This window comes from Mycolicibacterium austroafricanum (genome assembly GCF_000612725.1).
Lineage (GTDB): Bacteria > Actinomycetota > Actinomycetes > Mycobacteriales > Mycobacteriaceae > Mycobacterium > Mycobacterium austroafricanum.
In genome coordinates this window covers 1,282,305-1,305,712 of record NZ_HG964450.1, presented here as the reverse complement: position 1 = coordinate 1,305,712, position 23,408 = coordinate 1,282,305, and the positions used below count along the sequence as shown (strand labels likewise).

At 68.0% G+C, this 23,408-nt stretch carries 21 protein-coding genes and 1 tRNA gene; 10 read left to right on the top strand and 12 right to left on the bottom strand.

Annotated elements, in window-relative coordinates; genetic code table 11:
- Window positions 1-286 precede the first annotated feature (286 nt).
- Window positions 287-379 (top strand) — tRNA-Ala (locus BN976_RS33740).
- 14 nt (window positions 380-393) lie between these two features.
- Here BN976_RS33740 and BN976_RS06215 read toward each other — a convergent pair.
- On the bottom strand, window positions 394-588 hold the full coding sequence (locus BN976_RS06215) for a ferredoxin (protein ID WP_011777334.1): 195 nt from the start codon (window positions 586-588) through the stop codon (window positions 394-396).
- A 105-nt stretch (window positions 589-693) separates the two neighbouring features.
- Complete coding sequence (locus BN976_RS06210; protein ID WP_235621978.1) at window positions 694-1,356, bottom strand: response regulator transcription factor; 663 nt, start codon at window positions 1,354-1,356, stop codon at window positions 694-696.
- Window positions 1,357-1,437: 81 nt separating this feature from the next.
- Between BN976_RS06210 and BN976_RS06205 the strand changes: the two genes are divergently transcribed.
- The 5 genes from BN976_RS06205 to BN976_RS06185 all read left to right on the top strand — a co-directional run bounded on the left by BN976_RS06205 (window position 1,438) and on the right by BN976_RS06185 (window position 8,421).
- Window positions 1,438-2,733, top strand: coding sequence for a sensor histidine kinase (locus BN976_RS06205; RefSeq protein ID WP_036368744.1), 1,296 nt, complete (start codon window positions 1,438-1,440; stop codon window positions 2,731-2,733).
- 152 nt (window positions 2,734-2,885) lie between these two features.
- Entirely contained in the window at window positions 2,886-4,154 is a 1,269-nt protein-coding gene (locus BN976_RS06200) for a cytochrome P450 (RefSeq protein WP_011777337.1), read from the top strand.
- A gap of 22 nt (window positions 4,155-4,176) precedes the next feature.
- Window positions 4,177-5,295 carry an NDMA-dependent alcohol dehydrogenase gene (locus BN976_RS06195; protein ID WP_011777338.1) on the top strand — a complete coding sequence of 373 codons (1,119 nt, stop codon included), beginning with the start codon at window positions 4,177-4,179 and terminating at the stop codon, window positions 5,293-5,295.
- A 63-nt stretch (window positions 5,296-5,358) separates the two neighbouring features.
- Window positions 5,359-6,876 carry an aldehyde dehydrogenase family protein gene (locus BN976_RS06190; RefSeq protein ID WP_036368742.1) on the top strand — a complete coding sequence of 506 codons (1,518 nt, stop codon included), beginning with the start codon at window positions 5,359-5,361 and terminating at the stop codon, window positions 6,874-6,876.
- Window positions 6,877-6,885: 9 nt separating this feature from the next.
- Window positions 6,886-8,421, top strand: coding sequence for an AMP-binding protein (locus BN976_RS06185; RefSeq protein ID WP_036368740.1), 1,536 nt, complete (start codon window positions 6,886-6,888; stop codon window positions 8,419-8,421).
- Between the two features lie 122 nt (window positions 8,422-8,543).
- On the opposite strand, the gene cwsA is transcribed toward BN976_RS06185, so the two are convergent.
- Window positions 8,544-8,978: a cell wall synthesis protein CwsA gene (cwsA, locus tag BN976_RS06180; RefSeq protein ID WP_036368738.1), complete on the bottom strand. Its 435-nt coding sequence runs from the start codon at window positions 8,976-8,978 to the stop codon at window positions 8,544-8,546.
- A 107-nt stretch (window positions 8,979-9,085) separates the two neighbouring features.
- Between cwsA and BN976_RS06175 the strand changes: the two genes are divergently transcribed.
- Window positions 9,086-9,613: a peptidylprolyl isomerase gene (locus BN976_RS06175; RefSeq protein ID WP_036368736.1), complete on the top strand. Its 528-nt coding sequence runs from the start codon at window positions 9,086-9,088 to the stop codon at window positions 9,611-9,613.
- Between the two features lie 48 nt (window positions 9,614-9,661).
- Here the strand turns inward: BN976_RS06175 and BN976_RS06170 are convergent, their stop codons facing one another.
- The gene (locus tag BN976_RS06170) at window positions 9,662-10,084 is read right to left on the bottom strand and encodes a PH domain-containing protein (RefSeq protein ID WP_036368734.1); all 423 of its coding nucleotides are present in this window, start codon (window positions 10,082-10,084) and stop codon (window positions 9,662-9,664) included.
- A 155-nt stretch (window positions 10,085-10,239) separates the two neighbouring features.
- Window positions 10,240-10,521, bottom strand: coding sequence for a cell division protein CrgA (gene crgA / locus BN976_RS06165; RefSeq protein ID WP_011777344.1), 282 nt, complete (start codon window positions 10,519-10,521; stop codon window positions 10,240-10,242).
- Between the two features lie 95 nt (window positions 10,522-10,616).
- Between crgA and BN976_RS06160 the strand changes: the two genes are divergently transcribed.
- The 3 genes from BN976_RS06160 (at window position 10,617) to BN976_RS06150 (ending at window position 13,498) form a co-directional block, all read left to right on the top strand.
- Entirely contained in the window at window positions 10,617-11,405 is a 789-nt protein-coding gene (locus BN976_RS06160) for a DUF881 domain-containing protein (protein WP_235621977.1), read from the top strand.
- Window positions 11,406-11,616: 211 nt separating this feature from the next.
- Window positions 11,617-12,789, top strand: a complete 1,173-nt coding sequence (locus tag BN976_RS06155; RefSeq protein ID WP_036369318.1) for a PE-PPE domain-containing protein — start codon at window positions 11,617-11,619, stop codon at window positions 12,787-12,789.
- 34 nt (window positions 12,790-12,823) lie between these two features.
- Window positions 12,824-13,498, top strand: coding sequence for an aminodeoxychorismate/anthranilate synthase component II (locus tag BN976_RS06150; RefSeq protein ID WP_011777347.1), 675 nt, complete (start codon window positions 12,824-12,826; stop codon window positions 13,496-13,498).
- Here the strand turns inward: BN976_RS06150 and pknB are convergent.
- From pknB to BN976_RS06115, 7 genes are all read right to left on the bottom strand, one after another.
- Window positions 13,476-15,353, bottom strand: coding sequence for a Stk1 family PASTA domain-containing Ser/Thr kinase (gene pknB / locus BN976_RS06145; RefSeq protein WP_036368729.1), 1,878 nt, complete (start codon window positions 15,351-15,353; stop codon window positions 13,476-13,478). The two genes, BN976_RS06150 and pknB, sit on opposite strands and share 23 nt — an antisense overlap.
- Window positions 15,350-16,642: a protein kinase domain-containing protein gene (locus BN976_RS06140; RefSeq protein ID WP_011777349.1), complete on the bottom strand. Its 1,293-nt coding sequence runs from the start codon at window positions 16,640-16,642 to the stop codon at window positions 15,350-15,352. The genes pknB and BN976_RS06140 overlap by 4 nt, the downstream gene beginning before the upstream one ends.
- 76 nt (window positions 16,643-16,718) lie before the next feature.
- Window positions 16,719-18,194 (bottom strand): D,D-transpeptidase PbpA, encoded by a 1,476-nt coding sequence (gene pbpA / locus BN976_RS06135; protein ID WP_011777350.1) that lies wholly within the window; start codon window positions 18,192-18,194, stop codon window positions 16,719-16,721.
- Window positions 18,191-19,603 carry a peptidoglycan glycosyltransferase RodA gene (locus tag BN976_RS06130; protein WP_011777351.1) on the bottom strand — a complete coding sequence of 471 codons (1,413 nt, stop codon included), beginning with the start codon at window positions 19,601-19,603 and terminating at the stop codon, window positions 18,191-18,193. Before BN976_RS06130 ends, pbpA begins: the two co-directional genes overlap by 4 nt.
- A complete protein-coding gene (locus BN976_RS06125) occupies window positions 19,600-21,153 on the bottom strand; it encodes a PP2C family protein-serine/threonine phosphatase (RefSeq protein WP_011777352.1) in 1,554 nt (517 codons plus the stop codon). The genes BN976_RS06130 and BN976_RS06125 overlap by 4 nt, the downstream gene beginning before the upstream one ends.
- On the bottom strand, window positions 21,150-21,617 hold the full coding sequence (locus tag BN976_RS06120) for an FHA domain-containing protein FhaB/FipA (protein ID WP_036368727.1): 468 nt from the start codon (window positions 21,615-21,617) through the stop codon (window positions 21,150-21,152). The genes BN976_RS06125 and BN976_RS06120 overlap by 4 nt, the downstream gene beginning before the upstream one ends.
- 160 nt (window positions 21,618-21,777) lie before the next feature.
- Window positions 21,778-23,190 (bottom strand): FhaA domain-containing protein, encoded by a 1,413-nt coding sequence (locus tag BN976_RS06115; RefSeq protein WP_011777354.1) that lies wholly within the window; start codon window positions 23,188-23,190, stop codon window positions 21,778-21,780.
- Window positions 23,191-23,408: the final 218 nt, after the last annotated feature.

Sequence of the window (23,408 nt, the reverse complement as noted above, 5' to 3'; positions counted from 1 at the left end):
CGATGACGTCGAGTACGAGTACACCCTGCGCGGCACGTTCGGGTGGACCCTCGCCGAGCAGGTCGTCCTCAACCGCTACCGGGTGCGGGCTCAGTAAGACCAGGGCGGTCCGGCGTCAAACCCGGCGCGCGGCACTGCGCGACTCCTTTCATCGGGCAAGGTGTCACCACGACGGCTATTGAGTGGGCAAGAGTGGCAACCTGCGCCGGACCGCCTCACTGACGGCCACATCCTGACCACAATTTGACCACAGTTACAGATAACTGCTGTTAACCACAGTTGTGTGTTTCAGCAGTTCGGTGCCGCCTAAACCCCTTGAACTGCAGCATGATTCGCCTTTGCAAGGCAGATGTCAGGAGTTCGAATCTCCTAGGCTCCACAACCTCCCTTTCGTCAGTCCCCCACCCGCAGGGCTCCCGCCGGACACATCGCGGCCGCCCGCACGACGGCGTCGCGTTCGGTGGCCGGCGGATCCGGGTCGATCACCACGACCTGTTCTGAACCGTCGGGCAGGTCGAACACCGTCGGCGCAGCCATCAGGCACTGGCCGTGACCCTCACACAACGTGTAGTCCACCGTGATCCGCATGACGCCTCCATTCGCGTTTGTTCACCCAGTGTTGGGGCTCGCCTGCACGATGGGCTGGATCGAGCGCGCCAAACTTGGCCTGTAGGTGCCAGTTGCGACGAGGCGTCAGCCTTCGGCGAGGTCTTCGAGCAGACCGCTGCGGCCGGCGAGAGCGGCGGCGGCGATCCTGTTGTTGACACCGAGCCGGTGCAGCAGCGAGGCCACCATGCGCTTGGCGGTGCGCTCGGAGACCACCATCCGCGCGGCGATGTCGACGGTCTCCATGCCCGTCGACAGCAGCGTCCACAGCTTCAGGTCCGCCGGCGTCAGCGAGTCCGCCAGCGACGACGCGGGCTTGCGTGTGCTCGACAGCAACCGGTCGAGCAGGCCGGGGTCGAGCACCTTCAAGCCGGCCGCGATGGTTTGCAGCGGGCCGACGAGGGCTTCGGGCCGAACGGTTTTCGACAGGAACCCGTCCGCGCCGGCGCGCAGCGCGTCCTCGGCCAGCTGATGGTCGCCGGTCCCCGACAGGGCCAGGATCCGCGTGGCGGGATGCCGGGCCTTGATGTGCCGTATCGCGGCCACCCCGCCCAGCGGCGGCATGGACAGATCCACGATCGCCAGATCGGCATTGCAGGAGCCGACGAGGTCCGCGGCCTCCTCGACAAACGTGGTGCGCCCGCCGATGACGAACTGCTCCCCCCAGTCCCGCCGCAACAGCAGTTCCAGACCTTCGGCGAACAGCTCGTGATCGTCGACGATCACGATGACGAAGGGTCCGTGGTGCACGGGGCGGATGGTAGCCGCATCGGCTGCGCGGCAGTCCGGAATGCCTGGGCCCGGCCGGTGGGCGATGTCTAGGGTGAGCTCGTGAACACCGCCGGCCGGCTGCGGGCCTTCGTCGTGCCCTCAGCGGATCGGTTCGGCCTGGCTCGTGTCGTCGTGTCGGTTCGGGTGGTGGTCGTCCTGTCGGTCATCGTGCTGGCGGCCTTCGGCCCTGACTGGATGCGTAGGCAACCGGTGGCCCTGGCGGTGGTTCTCGCCGGCACGTTGGCGTACGCGGCCGTGGTCATGGCGCGGCCGAACCTGGAGGTGCGCCGGACCCGCTACGCCTGGTTGGTGTCGCTGCTGGACACCGGCTTCAGCCTGGTGTTGATCGGGCTCACCGGCGGGGTGGACAGCCCGGTTGTGGCTGCGTTGACGCTGGTGGTGATCGCGTCGGCGGCGCGACTGACACTCGCCGAATGTCTGGGCTTCGCCGGCCTGGCCGGCCTCGGCTATCTCGTGGTGGTCCTGGTGTCGCCGGCCGGGGGCGGCTCCGGGCTGGCGGCACCGGTGCAGGGGCTGTGGTGGGCGCTCTATCTGGTGTTCATCGCGCTGCTCAGCGGCGCGCTGTCGGTACTGCTCGAGCGCGAACACCAATCGCGGGTGAAGGCGCTGGTCGAGGCCGAGGCCGAACACGCCGCCGCCGAGGAGGAACGGGATCTGCGGGCGCGCCTGCTGCGCTCGTATGAGGCACAGCAGGAGGGCCTGCAGGTTCTGCTTCACGAATTCCGCACCCCGGTCGCGTCGCTGGACGCGCTCACCGAGGCACTCGTCTCGTCGGAGATGGGATCGGCCGACCGCGAGTCCGCGCTCAAGCTCGCCGGACGCCACGCGCGTCACCTCTCGGACATGCTCGACTCGTTGGCCGACGTGAACCTCAGCCGACAACCGGCGTTCTCGTCCGGACGGGTCCGCCGCATCGACCTGGCCGAGGTGATCGGGGAAGCAGGCGACGCGGCGGGCATCCGCCCGCCCCGACTGCAGATCTCGATCAGCGGCGAGACATCGGCCATCCACGTCGACGCGCAAGGCCTGCGCCGTGTGCTGACGAACCTGCTGGAGAACGCGGCACGGCACGGACGCGGGCTGCCCATCGACGTGGTGTGCGAATGCGGCGACGGGCATCTCAGTGTCGCCGTCTCCGATCGCGGACCCGGCGTGCCGCAGGAGGATCTCGGCCAGCTGACCACCAAGTTCGTCAGCCTGTCGGACCGCCACGGCACCGCCGGGCTCGGCTTGTGGATCGTGGCCGAGATCGTCGACGCGCTCGGCGGCACGTTGCGCTTCACCGCGCGTGACGAAGGCGGACTGACCGCCTCGTTCACCATTCCCGTCAACTGACCGGCCCCCGCACGCAGCCGAACTGGCCCGCGTGGACCGGCAGTTGGCCCGCACGACGGCGTAATCGAGCTGCTGCGTGATTGAGACTGGCCTGGATTGCGCGACGTGAGCTGCACCACAGGTCAGCGCGGAGCAGCACGAAAGGACTCTCGATGACCACCGCCGTCCCAACCCATCGCGACATCGATCTCAGCGACCGCAACTTCTGGGCCAGGCCCCATGAGGAGCGGGATGCGGCATTCGCCGTGCTGCGCCGCGAGAATCCCGTGCCGTGGAGCCGACCGGCCGACTCCGATCTGCTGCCCCCCGAGCAGAACCTCAAGGGCTTCTGGTCGCTGACCAAACACGAGGACATCCGGTACGCCAGCCGCCATCCCGAGATCTTCTCCTCGGCCGAGGGCATCACGGTCGAGGATTTCCCGGTCGAGATCCGGATGATGTCGCAGTCGTTCATCGCGATGGACGCGCCGCGGCACACCCAGCTGCGCGGCATCACCCTCGATGCGTTCAAGCCGCGCAACATGCTTCGGCTGCAGGACTGGATCCAGGGCCACGCCCGCGACCTGATCTCGGAGATCTCGCACCTCGGTGAGGGCGACTTCGTCGATCTGGTGTCGGTCAAACTGCCCGGGCGCATCTTCGGCAGCTTCTTCGGTCTGCCGCCGGGTGAGCTGCACGAGAAGACCATCAACGCCGCGCAGCGCACGCTGGGCTGGACCGACCCGGAGGTGCGCGGCGACCTGACCGCGGTCGAACTGTTCGTCGGCGCGGTGATGGACCTGCACGAGACGGTGACGACCCTTCTTCCGGAGCGCCGGGCCAACCCGGGTGACGACCTGTTGTCGTGGATGGTGCAGGCCGAGTTCGACGGCGAGAAGATGACCGACGACGAGCTGAAGGCGTTCTTCACGCTGCTGGCCGTCGCCGCCAACGACACCACCCGGCACGCGTCGGCACACGCGATCCTGGCGTTCTCGCAGTTCCCCGATCAGCGCGACCTGCTGGTGGCCGACGTCGAGGGCAGGGTGGACACTGCGGTCGAGGAGGTGCTGCGCTGGGCGTCGCCGCTGGTGCACATGCGGCGCACCGCCGTTCAGGACGTCACGCTGCGTGGGTCCGAGATCAAGGCCGGCGACAAGGTGGTGCTCTGGTACAGCTCCGCCAACCGCGACGAGGACATCTTCGAGGATCCGTTCAAGTTCGACATCGCGCGTAACCCGAACCCGCACATCGCATTCGGTGGCGGCGGTCCGCACTTCTGCCTGGGTGCCGCACTGGCCCGCACCATGCTGCGGTCGCTGCTGACCGAGGTGTACACCCGCATCCCGGACATCTCCGCGCCCGAACCGCGATACCAGGTGGCCAACTTCATCAACGGCATCAACAGCCTGCCCGCCACCTGGACCCCCGAACGCCGCTGACGGCCCCGAAAGGAATCACGATATGAAGACCAAGGCCGCTGTGCTGTGGGGTCTGCACCAGAAGTGGGAGGTCGAGGAGCTCGAGCTGGACGCTCCCCGTGCGCAGGAGGTGCTGGTCAAGCTGACCGCCAGCGGGCTCTGCCACTCCGATGACCATCTGGTGACCGGGGACATGCCGATGAACCTGCCGGTGGTCGGCGGGCACGAGGGCGCAGGCGTGGTCGTCGACGTCGGCCCCGGGGTGACCGAGGTCGAGGCCGGCGATCATGTGGTGCTGAGCTTCATCCCGGCGTGCGGCCGCTGCACCGAATGTGCGCGCGGACGCAGCAACCTGTGCGTGTACGGGGCCGCCATCGTGGCCGGTCCCCAACTCGACGGCACCTTCCGCTTCCATGGTTCGTCAGGGGGCCGCGCCTACGATATCGGTCAGATGTGCGTGCTGGGAACGTTTTCCGAGTACACCGTGGTCCCGATCGCCTCGGTGGTCAAGGTGGACAACGACATTCCGCTGGACAAAGCCGCCCTCGTCGGCTGCGGCGTCACCACCGGATACGGCGCCGCGGTGCGCACCGGTGAGGCTGCCGACGGGGACACCGTCGTGGTGATGGGCGTCGGCGGGCTCGGCATCAACGCGATCCAGGGCGCCGCCATCGCCGGCGCGCGGAACGTGGTGGCATTGGACCCGGTCGCCTATAAGCGGGAGCGGTCCTTCGAATTCGGCGCCACCCACGCGGCCGCCGACGTCGCCGAAGCCCAGGCCCTGATCACCGATCTGACCCGGGGCACCATGGCCGACGTCTGCGTCGTCACCACCGACAGCGCCGAGGGCGCCTATGTGGCCCAGGCCCTGAGCCTGGTCGGCAAGCGAGGCCGGGTGGTGATGACCGCGATTCCGCACCCCACCGACACCGTGGTGGACATGTCGCTGTTCGACCTGACGCTGTACGAAAAGCAGGTCAGGGGATGCCTTTTCGGCTCGTCCAACCCGCGCCTGGACATCCCCCGGCTCCTCGACCTCTACGGATCGGGCCGGCTCAAACTCGATGAGCTCATCACCCGGGAGTACACCCTCGAGGAGATCAACCAGGGGTATGAGGACATGCACAACGGGCGCAACCTGCGCGGCGTGATCCGGTTCTGAGCCATGCCCGGCGGGTCCATCCAGGATCGCAAAACTGAACTACGACATGAAGGTGAGCAATTCATGAGCGACATCCCGCACTACCGGATGTACATCGACGGCGCGTGGCGTGACGCCGCGGACACGATCGAAGTCCGCAGTCCCGCCACCGGCGAACTGGTGGCGACGGTCGCCTACGGCGGCGTGACCACCGTGGACGACGCGGTCGCCGCGGCCAAGGCCGCCGACGAGGCCGGGGTGTGGCGCAACACGTCTGCACAGCAACGCGCGGACGTACTCGATGCGATCGCCGACAACCTCGCTGCGCGCACCGACGAACTGACCGCACTTCAGGTCGCCGAGAACGGTGCCACCGTCCGCGCGGCGGGCGCCTTCCTCATCGGCTACGCCATCGCGCACCTGCGGTACTTCGCCGGCCTTGCGCGCACCTACGCGTTCCAGTCCAGCGGACCGCTGATGGAGGCCCCGACGCTGGCCGCAGGGATGATCGTCAGGGATCCGGTCGGCGTGTGCGCCGGCATCATCCCGTGGAACTTCCCGCTGCTGCTCGCGGTCTGGAAGCTGGGTCCGGCGCTGGCCGCCGGCAACACCGTCGTGCTGAAGCCCGACGACCAGACGCCGCTGACGCTGCTCGAGCTGGCCCGCGCCGCCGACGAAGTCGGGCTCCCCGCAGGGGTTCTCAACGTGGTCACGGGCGCCGGCCCGACCGTCGGGGCACGTCTGGCCGAACACCCGGACGTCCGGAAGGTGGCGTTCACCGGATCGACCGAAGTGGGCAAGAGCGTCATGCGCGCGGCGGCCGACACGGTGAAGAAGGTCACGCTCGAGCTGGGCGGCAAGGGCGCCAACATCGTCCTCGACGATGCCGACCTCGACCTGGCGGTCGACGGATCGCTGTTCGCGTTCCTGTTGATGAGCGGTCAGGCCTGCGAGTCCGGAACCCGGCTGCTCGTCCACGAGTCCATCCATGACGAGTTCGTCCGCCGCATGGTGGCCCGTGCCGAGACGCTGGTGATGGGCGACCCGATGAGCCTCGCCTCCGATCTGGGACCGCTGGTCTCCGCCAAGCAGAAGGCGCGGGTGGAGAAGTACATCGCGCTCGGCCAGGAGGAAGGGTGCAAGCTGGCCTACCAGGGCACCGTCCCGACGGATCCTGCTCTGGCACAAGGTCATTGGGTGCCTCCGACGATCCTCACCGGCGCCACCAACGACATGCGGATCGCCCGGGAGGAGATCTTCGGTCCCGTGCTCGTCGTGCTCACCTACGGTGACGACGACGAGGCGGTCGCCATCGCGAACGACAGCGAGTACGGGCTGTCGGCCGGGGTGTGGAGTGCCGACAGGGAACGGGCGCTGGGGATCGCCCGCCGCCTGCAATCCGGCACGGTGTGGGTCAACGACTGGCACATGATCAACGCGATGTACCCGTTCGGCGGGGTCAAGCAGAGCGGTCTCGGCCGTGAACTCGGTCCCGACGCACTCGACGAGTACACCGAACCGAAGTTCATCCACGTCGACATGACCGACGACCGCCGCAAACACGTGTATCCGGTCGTCATCTCTGCGGCAGCGCAGGGCTGAGAAGGACGGATGTATCCCGGTACCCACGCCAGGACCGCGCCCGAGCGAGCGGCGGTCGTCGTCGCCGAGACCGGCGAAACGCTCAGCTACCGCCGGCTCGACGAACAGTCCGCCGCGCTGGCCCGGGTGCTGCACGACGCCGGTCTGCGCCCCGGTGACGTGGTCGCGTTGCTGTCGGACAACGCGCCCGAGGCGCTCGTCGTGCTGTGGGCGGCACAGCGTTCCGGGCTGTACGTCACCGCGATCAACCACCACCTGACCCCGGCGGAGGCCGGTTACATCGTCTGCGATTCCGGTGCGCGGGCACTGGTCGCGTCGGCCGCCCTGCGCGAGTTGGCCGACGGGGTGGTTGCCGAGGCCGGCGGTCCCGAGGTGCGCATCGCCTTCGGCGGCCGCATCGACGGATTCGCCGACTACGAGTCCACCCTGGCCGCGGCCGGTCCCCCGCTGGCCGAGCAGCCGTGCGGCGCTGTCATGCTCTACTCCTCGGGAACGACGGGATTTCCCAAGGGAATTCGTCCCGATCTACCGGAGCGCAGCGTCGACCAGCCCGGTGATCCGGTGGTGGCCATCGCCGGTGGCCTGTTCGGCATCACCTCGTCGGACGTCTACTTCTCGTCGGCGCCGATCTATCACGCCGCGCCGTTGCGTTGGTGTGGCATGGTGCATGCGCTGGGTGGAACCGTGGTGCTTGCCAAGAGGTTCGACGCCGCCGACACGTTGAGGTACATCGAGAAGTTCCGGATCACCGCGACACAGATGGTGCCGACCATGTTCGTGCGGATGCTCAAGCTCAATGACGAGGTCCGCAGCCGCTATGACCTGTCCAGTCTGCGCGTGGTGATCCATGCCGCCGCTCCGTGTCCGGTGGATGTCAAGCAGGCCATGATCGACTGGCTGGGTCCGATCATCTGGGAGTACTACAGCTCCACGGAAGTGCACGGCATGACCGTCATCGACACCGGGCAGTGGCTGAGCCACCAGGGTTCGGTGGGGCGCAGTGTCCTTGGCACGCTTCATATCTGCGATGACGACGGACACGACCTACCCGCCGGTGAGGTCGGAACGGTCTACTTCGAGCGGGACGCTATGCCGTTCAGCTATCACAACGCCCCGGAGAAGACCGCGGAGGCCCAGCATCCGGCGCATCCGTTCTGGACCACCGTCGGTGACCTCGGTTACGTGGACGACGAGGGCTATCTGTACCTGGCGGACCGCAAGGCGTTCATGATCATCTCGGGTGGCGTGAACATCTATCCCCAAGAGGTCGAGAACGCGCTGACGCTGCACCCGGCCGTGCACGACGTCGCGGTCATCGGGGTGCCGGATCCCGAGATGGGGGAACAGGTCAAGGCGGTGGTGCACCTCACCGCCGGCGTCGACCCCTCCGAGGAACTGGCGCGGGAGCTGATCGACTACACCCGGGCGCGGATCGCGCACTACAAGGCGCCGCGCTCGGTGGATTTCGTCGACGACCTGCCGAGAACGCCGACCGGAAAACTGGTCAAGGGCAAGCTGCGGGAGAGGTATCTGGTCGGTGTCTGAGCTCGTCGCGCCCCTGGCCATCATGGGGCTGGTGCTCGCACCCCTCTACATCCCGGTGGGAGTCACGATCGTCCACTGGATCGGCAACTGGTCCAGGCCGGAGGCCCAGCCTCCCGGGCCTCCTAGGGCTTAGGGCTGACCTCCACGCTGGGCGGCAGCGGCGACGGTTCGGGCTGCGTCGAGCGGCGCACGATGGAGAACGTCACCGCTCCCCCGGCCAGCACGACGACGGCGATCCCGGCCAGCAGCAGCGGACGCTTGCGGAGGCGGGACCTGCGGGCCTTCTCGAGCGCCTGCGGCAAACCGGCCACCACTTCCTGGGCGGCGGCCACCTCGACGGCGATCGCCTCCTGAGCCGCGGCGAGCTCGGCCTTCAGCTGGCGGGCCATCTTGCTTCGCCGATACTTGTTGCCCGCCCACACCGCGGACGACCGCGCCGACTCGACTCCGAGACCCACCGCTCCCCTGGTGACGTCGATCGGGCCGACGGTCGAATACATCAGGCCGCGGCTGAGCCGCTGACTGGGGGTCAGACGTACGCGGGTCGTGGAGCTCATATCCCACCTCTTTCGGGCTGTCGGATGTCGCGCCCCCAGCCTGCCATCCCGGCCAACGGCAAGGTGGCCGGTTGGCCCTCAGACCAGGCGTGGCACACTGGATTCCTGTGACGAGTCCCATTCAGACCGCGACCGCGACACTGCACACCAACCGCGGCGATATCAAAATCGCACTCTTCGGAAACCACGCCCCCAAGACCGTGTCCAACTTCGTGGGACTGGCCCAGGGCACGAAGGAATACAGCACTGAGAACGCCTCGGGCGGCTCGTCGGGCCCGTTCTACGACGGGGTGATCTTCCACCGCGTCATCGAAGGGTTCATGATCCAGGGCGGCGACCCGACCGGTACCGGACGCGGCGACGCGGGCTACAAGTTCGCCGACGAATTCCATCCGGAGCTTCAGTTCGACAAGCCCTACCTGCTGGCGATGGCCAACGCCGGCCCGGGCACCAACGGCTCGCAGTTCTTCATCACCGTGACCGAGACGCCGCACCTGAACCGGCGCCACACGATCTTCGGAGAGGTCGTCGATCCGGAGTCGCGCAAGGTCGTCGACGCGATCGCCACCACCGCCACCGACCGCAGCGACCGTCCCACCGACCCGGTCGTGATCGAGTCGATCACCATCTCTTAGCGTTTTCGGTGTAGTTGGTCATGCTGAGCGTGACCAACTACACCGAAATCACCCCGGGCCGGGCGCGTATCCGGCTTCGGTGAGTGCGTCGAGCACGTGCAACGGGTCGGTGCCGAGGTCCCAGCGGCTCAGCACCAGCAGCTGCCCATCGCGGGTGTCGATCTCCAGCAGCCGCATTTTTCGGCCCAGACGGCGGAACTCCGTGATGCGGATGCGCGTGATGTCCGCTGTTGTGAGCCGTTTCACACTCCACCAGCCGTGGTAGGTCAACGCCCCGTCGGTGATTGCCAGTTTCGGACGTGCGCGCCACGACATGAGTGCAAACACAACCAACCCAGCCGAGGCAACCCCGACAAGAATGCGCCCCGGAGGGTCTGTGACCAGCGTCACAGCGCCGAGAGCCATTGCAAGTCCCAGCACACCCGCGGTGACGATGCTTGCGGCCGGTGGACCCCACTGTGTTTGCTGCATGGGCTTCTCACACCCTTCTACCGCGCCGAACGCGGTTATCCACAAGTGCTATCCCCAATGGGGATGAATCACATCCGTGTGATCTGGTGACGGCCAGATGGCTTGCGGGGTAACGGCAGGCGACCATGATGGATTCATTCGCAGCCGTCGGCGGCTCACCGCCAGCGCATCGTGAGCAACAGCCCCGTGATCATGAAGGCAAACGCGATGGCGTAGTTCCAGACGTTCAGATCGGCCATCCACTGAAGGAAGCTCGGCACGTCCGGTCCGCTGCCCGCCAACTGGAACACGATGAGCCACACCAACCCGATCAACATCAGGCCGACGAACAGCACCACGAACCAGGTGCTCGACTGCCCCGTCTTGACCTTGACCGGAGTCCGGCTCACCGGATTGATGGTGAAGTCGTTCTTCTTACGGACCTTGGACTTGGGCATGCGTACCTTCGGACGATCGGCGCCGCGCCTGTTCCCGGTGCCACGAACGACCGGTCAGTGCGACGATGTGTAGGGAAAGCCTAACGCAGGCTCACATGGCAGCTCCGAAAGAGACGACACCGATGGACCACCGCGGCACCCGCACCGGGAAGCGCTCCTTGTGGCGCTTCGGCGTCCCGGTGATCTGTGTGGCCGCCGGACTGCTCCTCGGGGCGACGCACGGGGTCTCGGGAGGCGACGAGATCCGCCGCAGCGACGCTCCACGCCTGGTCGATCTGGTACGGGAATCTCAGCAGTCGGTGGACCGTCTCGGTGCCGAGCGCGACTCGCTGAGCCTCGAGATCGACAACCATCACGGCGGCTCCCCCGGCGCCGATGCCGCGCTGTCCGCGATCGTCGAGCGTGGCGATCTGCTCGCCGCTCAGGCGGGCATGACGCCCCTGCGAGGCCCGGGCCTGGTCGTCACCCTCAACGACGCTCAGCGCGACGCTCAGGGGCGGTTTCCCCGGGACGCGTCACCGGACGACCTGGTGGTCCATCAGCAGGACATCCAGGCGGTGATCAACGCGCTGTGGAGCGCCGGCGCTGAGGGCATCCAGGTGCAGGACCAACGCATCATCGGAACCTCCGCGCCCCGGTGCGTGGGCAACACGCTGTTGCTCAACGGCCGCACCTACAGCCCGCCGTATGTCATCTCGGCGGTCGGAGATCCGGGGGCGATGCAGGCGGCGTTGGCGGCGGCACCCCTGGTGACGCTGTACAAGCGATACGCGGTCCGCTTCGGGCTCGGCTACACCGAGGAGTCCCGCGAGGTGGAGCTGGTGGGGCACCAGGAGCCGGTTCGGATGAAGTACGCCCAGCCGCTCGGCCCTATTGGTTACTGAACGTTTCCACAGATTTCTTTGCTATCGGTAGCAACGCTGCGCTAGCTGTGCTATGTATATTTACGGTCAAGCAATCAAGTTGAACTGCACTGACAGGTGCCGCTGACGAATGGCGGCAATCTGACAGTGGCTGAAAGCGCGCAAAAACAGTGGATGCTTCCCGTAGCCGTGGGCTGTGGGCAGCAAACGCTGGAAGGTGCCGGGGGGAATCGTGAGAGTGCGTGAGGGCCGCAGGATGTTCACCGCGGCATTGGCCGTGCCGGCCGCGATCTGCCTGTCATGGGCACCTGCGGCGCCGGCTGCGACGGTGCTCGGCGTCGAGGGCACCGGCCAGCCGAAAGGCACCACCCAGACGGCGTTTCAGGGCTCGTTCTGTGAGCGGAACACCTGCCGGTCGATCAACAACAACCGCACCCCGTTCGATGTCGCGCTGGGCTCCAGCCAGATCCACACGGCGGTGTCGGCCACTCCGGGAGATGTCATCGTGATGGCGTACTCCCTGGGGGCGGCGTCGACCTACCACCGGCTCCGGGAGTGGGCGGAGAAGCCCGCGAAGGCGCCCGACCCCGACCGGATAGTGCTTGTCGTGACGTTCGGCAACCCCGAGAACAAGTTCGGCGGCGACGACCGGAACCTGTTCTGGACCGGCCTGCCCGAGGGTTCTCCATACCAGCACCTGGACGTCACGATGCAGTACGACAGCGTGGCCGACCGCCCGACCCGGTGGGGTTTCTTCTCGTCGATCAACACCACGTTCGCGCGCCACATGGCCTATTTCGACGACGTCGACATCAACGACCCCGACAATCTCGTCTACCGGGACGGCAACACGACGTACATGCTGATCAAGGCCGACGTGCTGCCGATGCTGGGCTGGCTCGACTGGTTCGTCGACGACGAGGGCATGGCCAAGCTCGACGCGACCTTCCGGCCGTTGGTGGAACGCGATTACCGGCGCCCCGCTTTCACCCCGCAGGGCGACGGCGCGGACTGGGGCAACGGCAACCCGCCGCCCAGTGTGGACGGCGTCACCGACCCGGAACCGTCCGAACGCCGCTCCGACGACGGGGACGGGGACGGGGACGCGCAACCGTCCGCGGCCGACACCGACATCGCCGAGGGCGAACCCGGCGCGGACATCGCCGAGGGCGAACCCGACGCGGACGTCGTCGAGGACGAACCCGACGCGCCGGAGCCCGCGGACGTCATCGGCGGCGACGAACACGGGGCAGACGGGCCCGAGGGGGATGAGCCCGAGGCCGAGATCGAGACGGAACCCGGGGCCGAGGCGGAGCAGCAGCGCGAGACCTCGTCGCCGACGGTGGCGGAGTCCGGGTCGCCGGAGGGCGTCGCGCCCGACGGTGCCGAGGGCGTCGCGGCCTGAGCGACGGCCAACGTCCTGGCGGTAGCCTGTTCCGATGCAGGTCTTGGTCGTCGACAACTACGACAGCTTCGTGTTCAACCTGGTCCAGTACCTGGGCCAGCTCGGCGTGGACGCGCAGGTGTGGCGCAATGACGACGACAGGTTGGTCACCGACGCGGACGTCAGCCGCGTCGCCGAGGAGTTCGACGGTGTGCTGCTGAGCCCCGGACCCGGGACTCCCGAGCGCGCCGGCGCGTCGATCGGTCTGGTGCATGCGTGCGCGGCCGCACGCACCCCATTGTTGGGAGTGTGCCTCGGACATCAGGCGATCGGCGTGGCGTTCGGCGGCACCGTCGACCGTGCCCCGGAGCTCCTGCACGGTAAGACCAGCACGGTCCACCACACGAATCAGGGCGTGCTCAAAGGCCTTCCGGACCCGTTCACCGCGACGCGGTACCACTCATTGACGATCCTGCCGGAGACGATGCCCGCCGAGCTCGAGGTCACGGCGAAGACCGAAGGTGGCGTAATCATGGGTGTCCGGCACGTCGAGCTACCGATCCACGGTGTCCAGTTCCACCCGGAGTCGATCCTGACCCAGGGTGGGCACCGGATGCTCGCCAACTGGCTGGGCTTTTGCGGTGCAGCCCCGGATGAGGCGCTGGTACGCCGGCTCGAGGACGAGGTCGCGGACGCCGTCGCGGCGGCTACGACGCGAAATTCAGCGTGATCCTGCTGCCGTAGTTCACGCCGCTGCCCGGTGACGGGCTCTGCGTCACCACAGCGTTGGTGCGTTGCCCGCTGTTGGGCACGTCGGCGCCCTTGTCGAGCACCCCGGTCCAGCCGAGTGCCCGCAGCCGCGGCTCGGCGTCCGCCCAGAACTGACCCCGCAGGTCCGGCATCACGAACTGGTTGCCGCGCGACACCTGGATCTGAATCACGGTGTCCTGCGGAACGGTCTGGCCGGCAGCGGGCTCCAGGCCGACCACCTGGCCGGCCGCGACGGTGCTGTCCACCTCGACCGGCACCGACTTGGTGAACCCCGACGCACCCAGGATCTGCTGGCACACCTCGACCGTCTGCCCGACGCACTCCGGGACGACGGCCGTCGCCGGCCCCTTGCCTACCACGATGGTGATCTCGTTGGTGATCGCCGAGGTCTGATTGGCCGGCGGCACCGTGGACAGCACCCGGTCCTTCTGCTCGGGCAGCGACGTCGACGCCGTCTGCCGGAACTTCTCGAAACCGGCCTCGGTGAGCCGACGAACCGCCTCGGTGTAACTGAGGCCGGACACGTCGGGCACCTCGCGCTGCTCGGGCCCCGTCGACACGTTGAGGGTGATCTCGTCACCCGCGCCGACCTCCGTGTTGGCGCCGGGGTCGGTGTCGATGACATGGTCCGGAGGCACCTCGGAATCCGGCTTCTGCTGGGTGCGGATCGAGAAGCCGCGGTTCTGCAGCGTGGCGATCGCGTCGGCGGACGCCTGCCCGCGCACGTCGGGAACCTGCACGTCGCGGGTCCCGCCGCCGAACATGTTGATGCCGATGGTCACCACCACCGTCAGCACCGCGAGGATGGCGACGGCGATCAGCCAGCGTCCCAGCGACCCACCCCGCTCCGGCTCCGCGTACCGGGGCCGGCGCCGATCGTCCGGCTCAACCGGCTCCGTGCGGGGGTGCGCGGGGTTCGCGGCGAGCAGCGACGTGCGCTCGGCGTCGGTGAACACCTTCGGCGCGTCGGGCGCCTCACCGCTGTGCACCCGGACGAGATCGGTGCGCATCTCCGCCGCCGTCTGATAGCGGTTGTCGGGGTTCTTGGCCAGCGCCTTGAGCACCACCGCGTCGAGCTCCGGGGAGATACCGGCGTGCCGCTGCGACGGCGGCACCGGATCCTCACGGACATGCTGGTAAGCCACCGCGACGGGGGAGTCGCCGACAAAGGGCGGCTCACCGGTCAGGACCTCGTACAGCACGCAACCCAGGGAGTACACATCGGAGCGGGCGTCGACCTTGACGCCGCGCGCCTGTTCGGGCGACAGGTACTGTGCCGTGCCGATCACCGCGGCGGTCTGGGTGACGGGATTGCCCGCGTCGGCCAGTGCCCGCGCGATGCCGAAGTCCATCACCTTGACCGCGCCGGTCTTGCTGATCATGATGTTCGCCGGCTTGACGTCGCGGTGGATGATTCCGTGCTGGTGGCTGAAGTTGAGGGCCTGGCACGCGTCGGCGATCACCTCGATCGCGCGCTGCGGCGCCATCGGGCCGTCGTTGTGCACGATGTCGCGCAGTGTCACACCGTCGACGTACTCCATGACGATGTACGGCAGCGGCCCGGTCGGTGTCTCCGCCTCACCGGTGTCGTACACGGCGACGATCGCGGGATGGTTCAACGCGGCCGCGTTCTGCGCTTCCCGCCGGAACCGCAGATAGAAGCTGGGGTCGCGGGCCAGGTCGGCGCGCAGCACCTTGATCGCGACGTCGCGGTGCAGTCGCAGATCGCGCGCCAGGTGGACCTCGGACATGCCGCCGAAGCCCAGAATCTCACCGACTTCGTAGCGGTCGGAAAGGTGCTGTGGGGTCGTCATCGCAAATTCTGTTCTGAAACGTGCCGTGTCGTCAGGGGTGACAGGTTGTCAACGGGCCGTAATACCCAATATCGGTCAGGTTCATGATCGCCGAATGCGGGCGCGGCCGCGCCGGGGGTCTCCGGTGGCGCGCCCTGGCTGGTCGGCGTCTCGGTGACGGTGGTCGGCGGCGGTTGGTCCTTACGGTCCTGGGCGTTCAACACGATCAGGATCGCGATGACGATCGCCAGCGCGCCGAGCACCCCGGCCGCCCACAGCAGGGCCCGCTGCCCGGACGAGAACCCCCCGCGCGGGGGCGGGGCCGAGCGGTGGTGGCTGCCCGTGGCACGGGTGCGCGACGTCGGGGCCGGAGCGCGGCCGGTGGGGTCGGCTGCCGGGCGGGACGCAATCGCCGGGGGCACCGCGGTCGGTGCGGCGCGTCCGATCGACGGCGCCGCGTTGGGCCTGGGCGGGCGCCGCCCCGCGCGGACGGCGGCGACCGCGTCGGCGAACGGCCCGCCGGACTTGTAGCGCATGCCCGGGTTCTTGACGAGCGTGATCTCGATGAGCTCGCGCACGTTGGGCGGAAGATCCGCGGGCAGCGGGGGAGGAGTCTCCTTGATGTGCTTCATCGCGACGGTCAATGCGCCGTCGCCGATGAACGGGCGCTTACCGGACACGGCCTCGTACCCGACCACACCCAGCGAGTAGACGTCGCTGGCCGCGGTGGCGTCGTGGCCGAGGGCCTGCTCGGGGGCGATGTACTGCGCGGTGCCCATCACCATGCCGGTCTGGGTCACCGGGGCCGCGTCGACCGCCTTGGCGATGCCGAAGTCGGTGAGCTTCACCTGACCGGTCGGCGTGATGAGGATGTTGCCGGGCTTGACGTCGCGGTGCACCAACCCGGCGGAGTGTGCCACCTGCAACGCCCGTCCGGTCTGCTCGAGCATGTCCAGCGCGTGGCGCAGCGACAGCCGCCCGGTGCGTTTGATCACCGAGTTCAGCGGTTCGCCGTTGACGAGTTCCATCACGAGATAGGCCGTGCGGCCTTCGCCGTCGATGTCGGTCTCGCCGTAGTCGTACACCCCGGCGATGCCCGGATGGTTGAGCATCGCGACGGTGCGGGCCTCGGCGCGGAACCGCTCGACGAACTCCGCGTCGGTCGAATACTCGGCCTTGAGCACCTTGATCGCGACCCGGCGGCCCAGCCGCGAGTCCACGCCTTCCCAGACCTGCCCCATGCCGCCGGTGGCGATCAGCCGCTGCAGCCGGTACCGCCCGGACAGCGTGACACCGACTCTTGGGCTCATTTCTCGCCTCCGGCGAGGTGGCTCACGGTCTCGCCTCCGGCGAGGTGGCTCACGGTCTTGCCTCCGGCGAGGTGACTCATGATGCCTCCCGCAGCGCCGCGGCGATCGTCGCGCGTCCGATGGGCGCCGCAAGGGCCCCGCCCGTCGCCGACAACCGGTTTCCCCCGTTCTCGACAAGCACCGCGACCGCGACTTTGGGTGCCTGAGCAGGCGCGAAGGCGATGTACCAGGCATGCGGCGGCGTGTTGCGCGGATCCGTGCCGTGCTCCGCAGTGCCGGTCTTGGATGCGATCTGCACGCCGGCGATGGCTCCCTTCTGCTGAGTCACCTGCTCGGCGGCGACCATCAAGTCCGTAAGTGTATCTGCGACCTGCTCGGTGACTGCTCGCCGCTCTTCGGTGGGAGCGGTGGTGGCGATGTTCGCCAGGTCCGGACCCTTGAGGCTTTCAACCAGGTACGGGCGCATCATGACGCCCTTGTTCGCGACCGCGGCCGCGATCATGGCGTTCTGCAACGGGGTCAGCGCGACGTCTCGCTGCCCGATGCTGGACATCCCCAGTGCCGCGTCGTCGGCGATGGGCCCGACGGTGGACTCGGCGACCTGCAGCGGTATGGCCGGTGGAACCGCGCCCACCCCGAAGTCACCGGCGGTGCTGCGCAGCGGGTCTGCGCCGGTGTCGATGCCCAGCTGGACGAACGCGGTGTTGCAGGAATGGGCGAACGCGTTGCGAAGCGACGTGGTGGGGCCGGCACCGCATGACACACCGCCGAAGTTCTGCAGGGTGGCCGTGCTGTCGGGCAGCGCGATCTGCGGCGCGGCGGTCAGCTGGGTGTCCGGCGTGGCTCCCGCCTGCAGTGCCGCCGCGGTGGTGATGACCTTGAACGTGGATCCCGGCGGGTACGCCTCGGAGATCGCGCGGTTGAGCAGCGGGGAGCCGGGGTCGTCGCGAAGACGCTGCCAGGCTTCCGCCTGCTCGGCCACGTCATGGGTGGCCAGCAGGTTCGGGTCGTACGACGGGGCGGACACCAGGGCCAGGATCTTGCCTGTCGACGGTTCCAGGGCGACGACCGAGCCCGTGCACGGTCCGTCGCAGCCCTTCTCCATGGCGTCCCATGCCGCCCGCTGAACCTGCGGGTTGATGGTGGTGGCGACGGTGCCGCCGCGGGGATCGCGGCCGGTGAAGAAGTCGGCGAGCCTGCGCCCGAACAGCCGTTCGTCGGAGCCGTTGAGGATGGTGTCCTCCGCGCGTTCGAGTCCGGTGCTCGAATAGCTCAGCGAGTAGAAACCCGTGACCGGTGCGTAGATCATCGGGTCGGGATACACCCGCAGGAACCGGAACCGGCCCTGAGTCGAGACCGAGTAGGCGAGAAGCTGTCCGCCGGCCGAGATCTGGCCGCGCTGACGGGAGTATTCGTCGAGCAACACCCGTTGGTTGCGTGGGTCGGAGCGCAGACCGTCGGCGGTGAACACCTGCGTCAGGGTGGCGTTGGCCAGCAACACCACGACCAGAGCCATGATCATGACGGAGATGCGGCGCAGTGAGGTGTTCATACCTTCTGGATCACCTCGGTGCTGGCACCCGCGATGTTGCCCGGCGGCAGCGACCTGGTGACGATGGGCCGACGGGCGGAATGTGAGATGCGGACCAGGATCGCCAGCAGCAGATAGTTGGCCACCAGCGAGGACCCGCCGTAGGACATCCACGGCGTGGTCAGCCCGGTCAGCGGAATCAGCTTGGTGACACCGCCGACGACGATGAACAACTGGATCGCCAGCGTGGCGGACAGACCGGCGGCCAACAGCTTGCCGAAGCTGTCACGCACCGCGATCGCGGTGCGCAGCCCGCGGATGATCACGATCGTGTAGAGCATCAGCACGGCCGAAAGGCCAACCAGCCCAAGCTCTTCGCCGATCGCAGCGACGATGAAATCGGTGGATGCCGCGGGCACCGTTCCCGGCTGTCCGTTCCCCAGACCGGTGCCGAAGATTCCGCCGGTGGCGAAGCTGAACAGCGACTGCACCATCTGGTAACCGGCGCCGTCGGGGTCGGCGAACGGGTCACGCCAGGTCTGTACCCGTACCCGGACGTGGTCGAAAAGGTAATAGGCCGCAACGCTTCCCGCGGCGAACAGCGCCAGTCCGAGCACCACCCAGCTGAATCGTTCGGTCGCGATGTACACCATCACCAGAAACGACGCGTACAGCAGCAGCGAGGTGCCCAGGTCCTTCTCGAAGATCATCACCGCGATCGACGCGATCCACGCCGCCAGCAACGGAGCCAGGTCCCTGGGCCGGGGCAGATCCATTCCGAGGACGTGTTTTCCGGCGCTGGTGAACAGGTCGCGCTTGGACACCAGTACCGCGGCGAAGAAGATCAGCAGCAGGATCTTGGAGAACTCCGCGGGCTGAATCGAGAAGCCTTCGAACTGGATCCAGATCTTGGCGCCGTTCTGCTCCGACATCGAGCGGGGCAGGATCGCCGGGATGGCCAACAGGACAAGGCCGGTCAGACCGCAGACGTATCCGTAGCGCGACAACGTGCGGTGGTCGCGCAGGAAGATCACCACGGCGGAGAATCCGAGGACCCCCACCAGCGTCCACAGCATCTGCTGGTTGGCGGTGCCGCCGAGACCCTGCGCGGTGGTCTCACCCTCGGCGAGGTCGAGACGGTGAATCATGACCAGCCCCAAGCCATTCAGCAGCGCCACGACAGGCAGTAGCAGCGGGTCGGCATAGGGGGCGAAGCGGCGGACGGCCAGGTGCGCACCGGTGAACAGTGCCAGGTAGGCGACGGTGTACTGGGCCAGGTCCCAGTGCAGTCCCTGTTCCTGATTCGCCTCGACCAGCAGCAGCGCGACCGTGGTGATCAGCGCGGCGAAACCGAGCAGGAACAGTTCGGCGTTCCTGCGGTTGGGCAGCGGGGGCGTCACCGCGACTGCGGGCTGCGGTTGGGTCGTCATGAGACTTCCCGGCAGTTCGTTCCCGGCTCAGGTGGTGGGGGCGGCAGCGCGGTCACCGTGGGTGGTGGCGGCGGGGGAGTGGGCGACGCCGGCGGTACGGGCGCCGGCGACGCGGGCGACGGTGCGGTGGTGGTGACGGTGCGCGGGGTCTCCGGGGCGGGCGCCGGACCACTGGCGCGGGGGGTGGTGCTGGGCCCGGTCGTCTGCGGCGCAGTGGAAGTCGGGGCGGGCGCGGGGCGCGGAGAGGGCGCGGGGGGCCGGGTGGTCGACGGCGGGGCGGGCGGCGCGCACACCGGGAGGACGGAACTGCGCGCCAGTTCCTCGATCTGACCGATGGCCTCGTCGAGGGAGCCCGAGGGCAGGCCTGCGATCACCTGCGCGCGCTCGGAGGGCCGCATGTCGCCGACGCCGAGGAGGCGGCAGTCCAGGCTGTCCTGTGACTGGCCGGCGCTGATGAGGGAGAGTTCGTTTCGGGCGTTCAGACATCCGAGGAGGTAAGGCTCCTGCAGGGAGACCCCGAGAAAGGAGCCCTGAACACCCCGCATGATCGAGACGGTGCCGTTGTGTTCGCTGACGTAGTAGTTGTTGCGTACGATCTCGCGTCCGACAGCCAGGCCCGTCAGCACCACCAGGACCAGCACCGCGGCGGCGATGATCATGCGTCGCCGGGAATGCGGGCGCGGCGGCGGCTCTTCCGGTTGCGGCACAACGCGTTTGGCGGCGTTGCGTTTTGGGTTGAAGGCCGACGCGCGGCCGGCGGCGGTGTTCGGTGGGTCGCTCTGATCGTCGTCGCCGGACACCGCCCCCGCCAGGATCGGTTGGGTCTGTCCGTAGTCGTAGTCCACGACGTCGGCGACCACCACGGTGACGTTGTCCGGGCCGCCTCCGCGCAGCGCCAATTCGATGAGCCGGTCTGCACTTTCGGCCACGTCTTCGATCTGCAGCGCCTCGGCGATGGTGTCGTGGCTGACCGGATCGGACAGCCCGTCAGAGCACAGCAGGTAGCGGTCACCGGCGCGCGCCTCGCGCATGATCAGCGTGGGTTCGACCTCGTGGCCGGTCAGCGCGCGCATGATCAGGGAGCGCTGCGGGTGACTGTGGGCTTCCTCTGCGGTGATGCGGCCTTCGTCGACCAGAGTCTGGACGAACGTGTCGTCCTTGGTGATCTGGGTCAGCTCACCGTCACGCAGCAGGTAGCCGCGCGAGTCGCCGATGTGCACCAGGCCAAGCCGGTTGCCCGCGAACAGGATTGCGGTCAGCGTGGTTCCCATGCCATCGAGCTCGGGGTCGGCTTCGACGTGTGCGGCGATCGCCGAATTGCCCTCGCGCACCGCGGAGTCGAGCTTGCTCAGCAGGTCTCCACCGGGTTCGTCGTCGTCGAGGTGAGCCAGCGCGGCGATCACCAGTTGGGACGCCACCTCACCGGCGGCGTGACCGCCCATACCGTCGGCGAGCGCGAGCAGCCGCGCGCCGGCGTAGACCGAGTCTTCGTTGTTGGCGCGCACCAACCCCCGGTCGCTGCGGGCCGCGTATCGGAGGACGAGTGTCACGGGCGCAGCTCGATCACCGTCTTGCCGATCCGCACCGGGGTGCCCATCGGAACTCGAACTGCTGTCGTCACCTTCGCCCTGTCGAGGTATGTACCGTTGGTTGATCCTAGGTCCTCTACGTACCATTCCGGACCTCGTGGCGAGAGCCTGGCGTGGCGCGTCGAGGCGTAGTCGTCGGTCAGCACGAGCGTCGAGTCATCGGCACGCCCGATCAACACCGGCTGCGTTCCCAGCGGGATGCGTGTTCCGGCGAGTGCGCCCTCGGTGACCACCAGCTGCCGGGGGACATGCCTTCGGCTGCGGTTGGGCAGCAGCGACCCTCGCAGCGCCAGTCCGCGCCGCACCATCACCGCACCGGTGGGCGCGTAGATGTCGGTGCGCAGGATGCGCAGCACCGACCAGATGAACAGCCACAACAGCAGAAGGAAGCCGACGCGGGTCAGCTGCAGTACCAGGCCCTGCATCTGACGTCCTCTCCGTCTCCGCTGATACTCCTCGCGCAAGCGCTCGTCGGCGTAATACTCCTCGCACTAGCGCTCGTCGGCGTCCTGTCGGAACCGCCACCATACGTGGGCGTCGGTCGACGTGAGCGCCACGCGACCGCTACCCCCGAGCGGCCGATCCTCAGTGGACGCGGACGATGATCTCGGAGTGGCCGAGCCGGATGACGTCGCCGTCGGCCAGCTGCCACTCCTGGACCGGGGCGTTGTTCACCGTGGTGCCGTTGGTGGAGTTGAGGTCTGACAATAGCGCGACCTGACCGTCCCAGCGGATCTCCAGGTGTCGACGTGACACTCCCGTGTCGGGCAGCCGGAACTGGGCGTCCTGCCCGCGTCCGATCACGTTGGCACCTTCGCGCAGCTGGTAGGTGCGGCCACTGCCGTCGTCGAGCTGCAGAGTGACGGTGGCGCCGGCCGCCGGGTAGTCGCCCTGGGCGCCGTAACCGGCGTAGCTGCCACCCTGTCCGTAGCCCGGGTCCTGATAGCCGGCGGGCTCGCCGTAACCCTGGTCCTGATAGCCGGCCGGGGCCTCGCCGTAGCGGCCGTAATCGGGCTGCGCGTAGTCCTGGCGACCGTACTGCTGACCGCCGTAGCCGCCCTGGTCGGGATAGCCACCCTGGTCCGGGTAGGACGGCCGACCTTGCGGGCCCTGAGGACCGTAGCCGCCGTCGTCGGGACGACGGCCGTAGTCATAGTCGCCCGACGGCGGGCCGTAGCCGGGCTGGCCACCGGGAGGAGGGCCGTACCCGGGCGGGGGCTGCCGGTAGCCCTGGTCGGGATAACCGCCGGGAGGCGGACCGTAGCCCGCAGGCGGGCGCTGCTCGTAGGACTGCGGGGGGTAGCCGCCCTGCTCCGGGTAGCCACCCTGATCGGGATAGCCGCCGTGCTCGGGATAGCCGCCGTGCTCGGGGTAGCCGCCGCGGGGCGGGTAGCCACCCTGGTCCGCCGGCGGGGGATAGCCGCCCTGGTCGGCCGGCGGGTAGCCGCCGCGCGGCTCGTCGCCGCGGTTGGGACGCTCGTCCTCGGGGCGGTTGTAGTAGTCGTCCGCGGGCCGACCCGGTCCTTGGCCGCCGCGGTAAGTCGGGTTGTCGGTCATCGGTGGTACTCCTGGTTCTGCCTGGGACGTGACGTCTCGTGGGGGTGGAGCGGGTTCGACTGTGGTCGCGTCTGGATTGACCGCGGCACGCGCGCGAAACTGTCCGGTGTGCAGGTTGGGCGACTGCTCGAATCTGACGACCACATCACCATACGTTTGCCACCCCTGCTCATGGATGTATCCCTCCAAGTGCTTGGCGAACGTGGTCGCGGTGATGTCCGGGTCGGCACTAACCTTTCGATAGTCAGGCACACTGAGGGTAATGACGTAGTCGTTCGGGGCCAAAATGCGCCCACCATGCAGTTCGCGGACTCCGGCGTCAGCCTCCCGGCGCAGCAGCGACTCCACCTCCTGCGGCACGATCGAACCGCCGAAGACGCGGGCAAAGGCGTCGCCGACCTTGTCCTCGAGCTTGCGCTCGAAGCGGCCGACCAGTCCCATCTGCCCGATCGCCTCCCTCGCTGTGGTGCACTGTTCTTACCCGCGCAGTGACGCCGCCAGCGTGTCGGCTGGTGGCGATGCCTTCATGCATGGTATCGGCCATCTGGGTCGATGCGTGACCACCAGAACTCTGAGAATCACGTTGATGCAGGTCACGGTTCTGCGACGGCTCGTTTTGGAGTTCCGGGGGGTCCGCCAGTACGGTTGTGAAGCCGGGA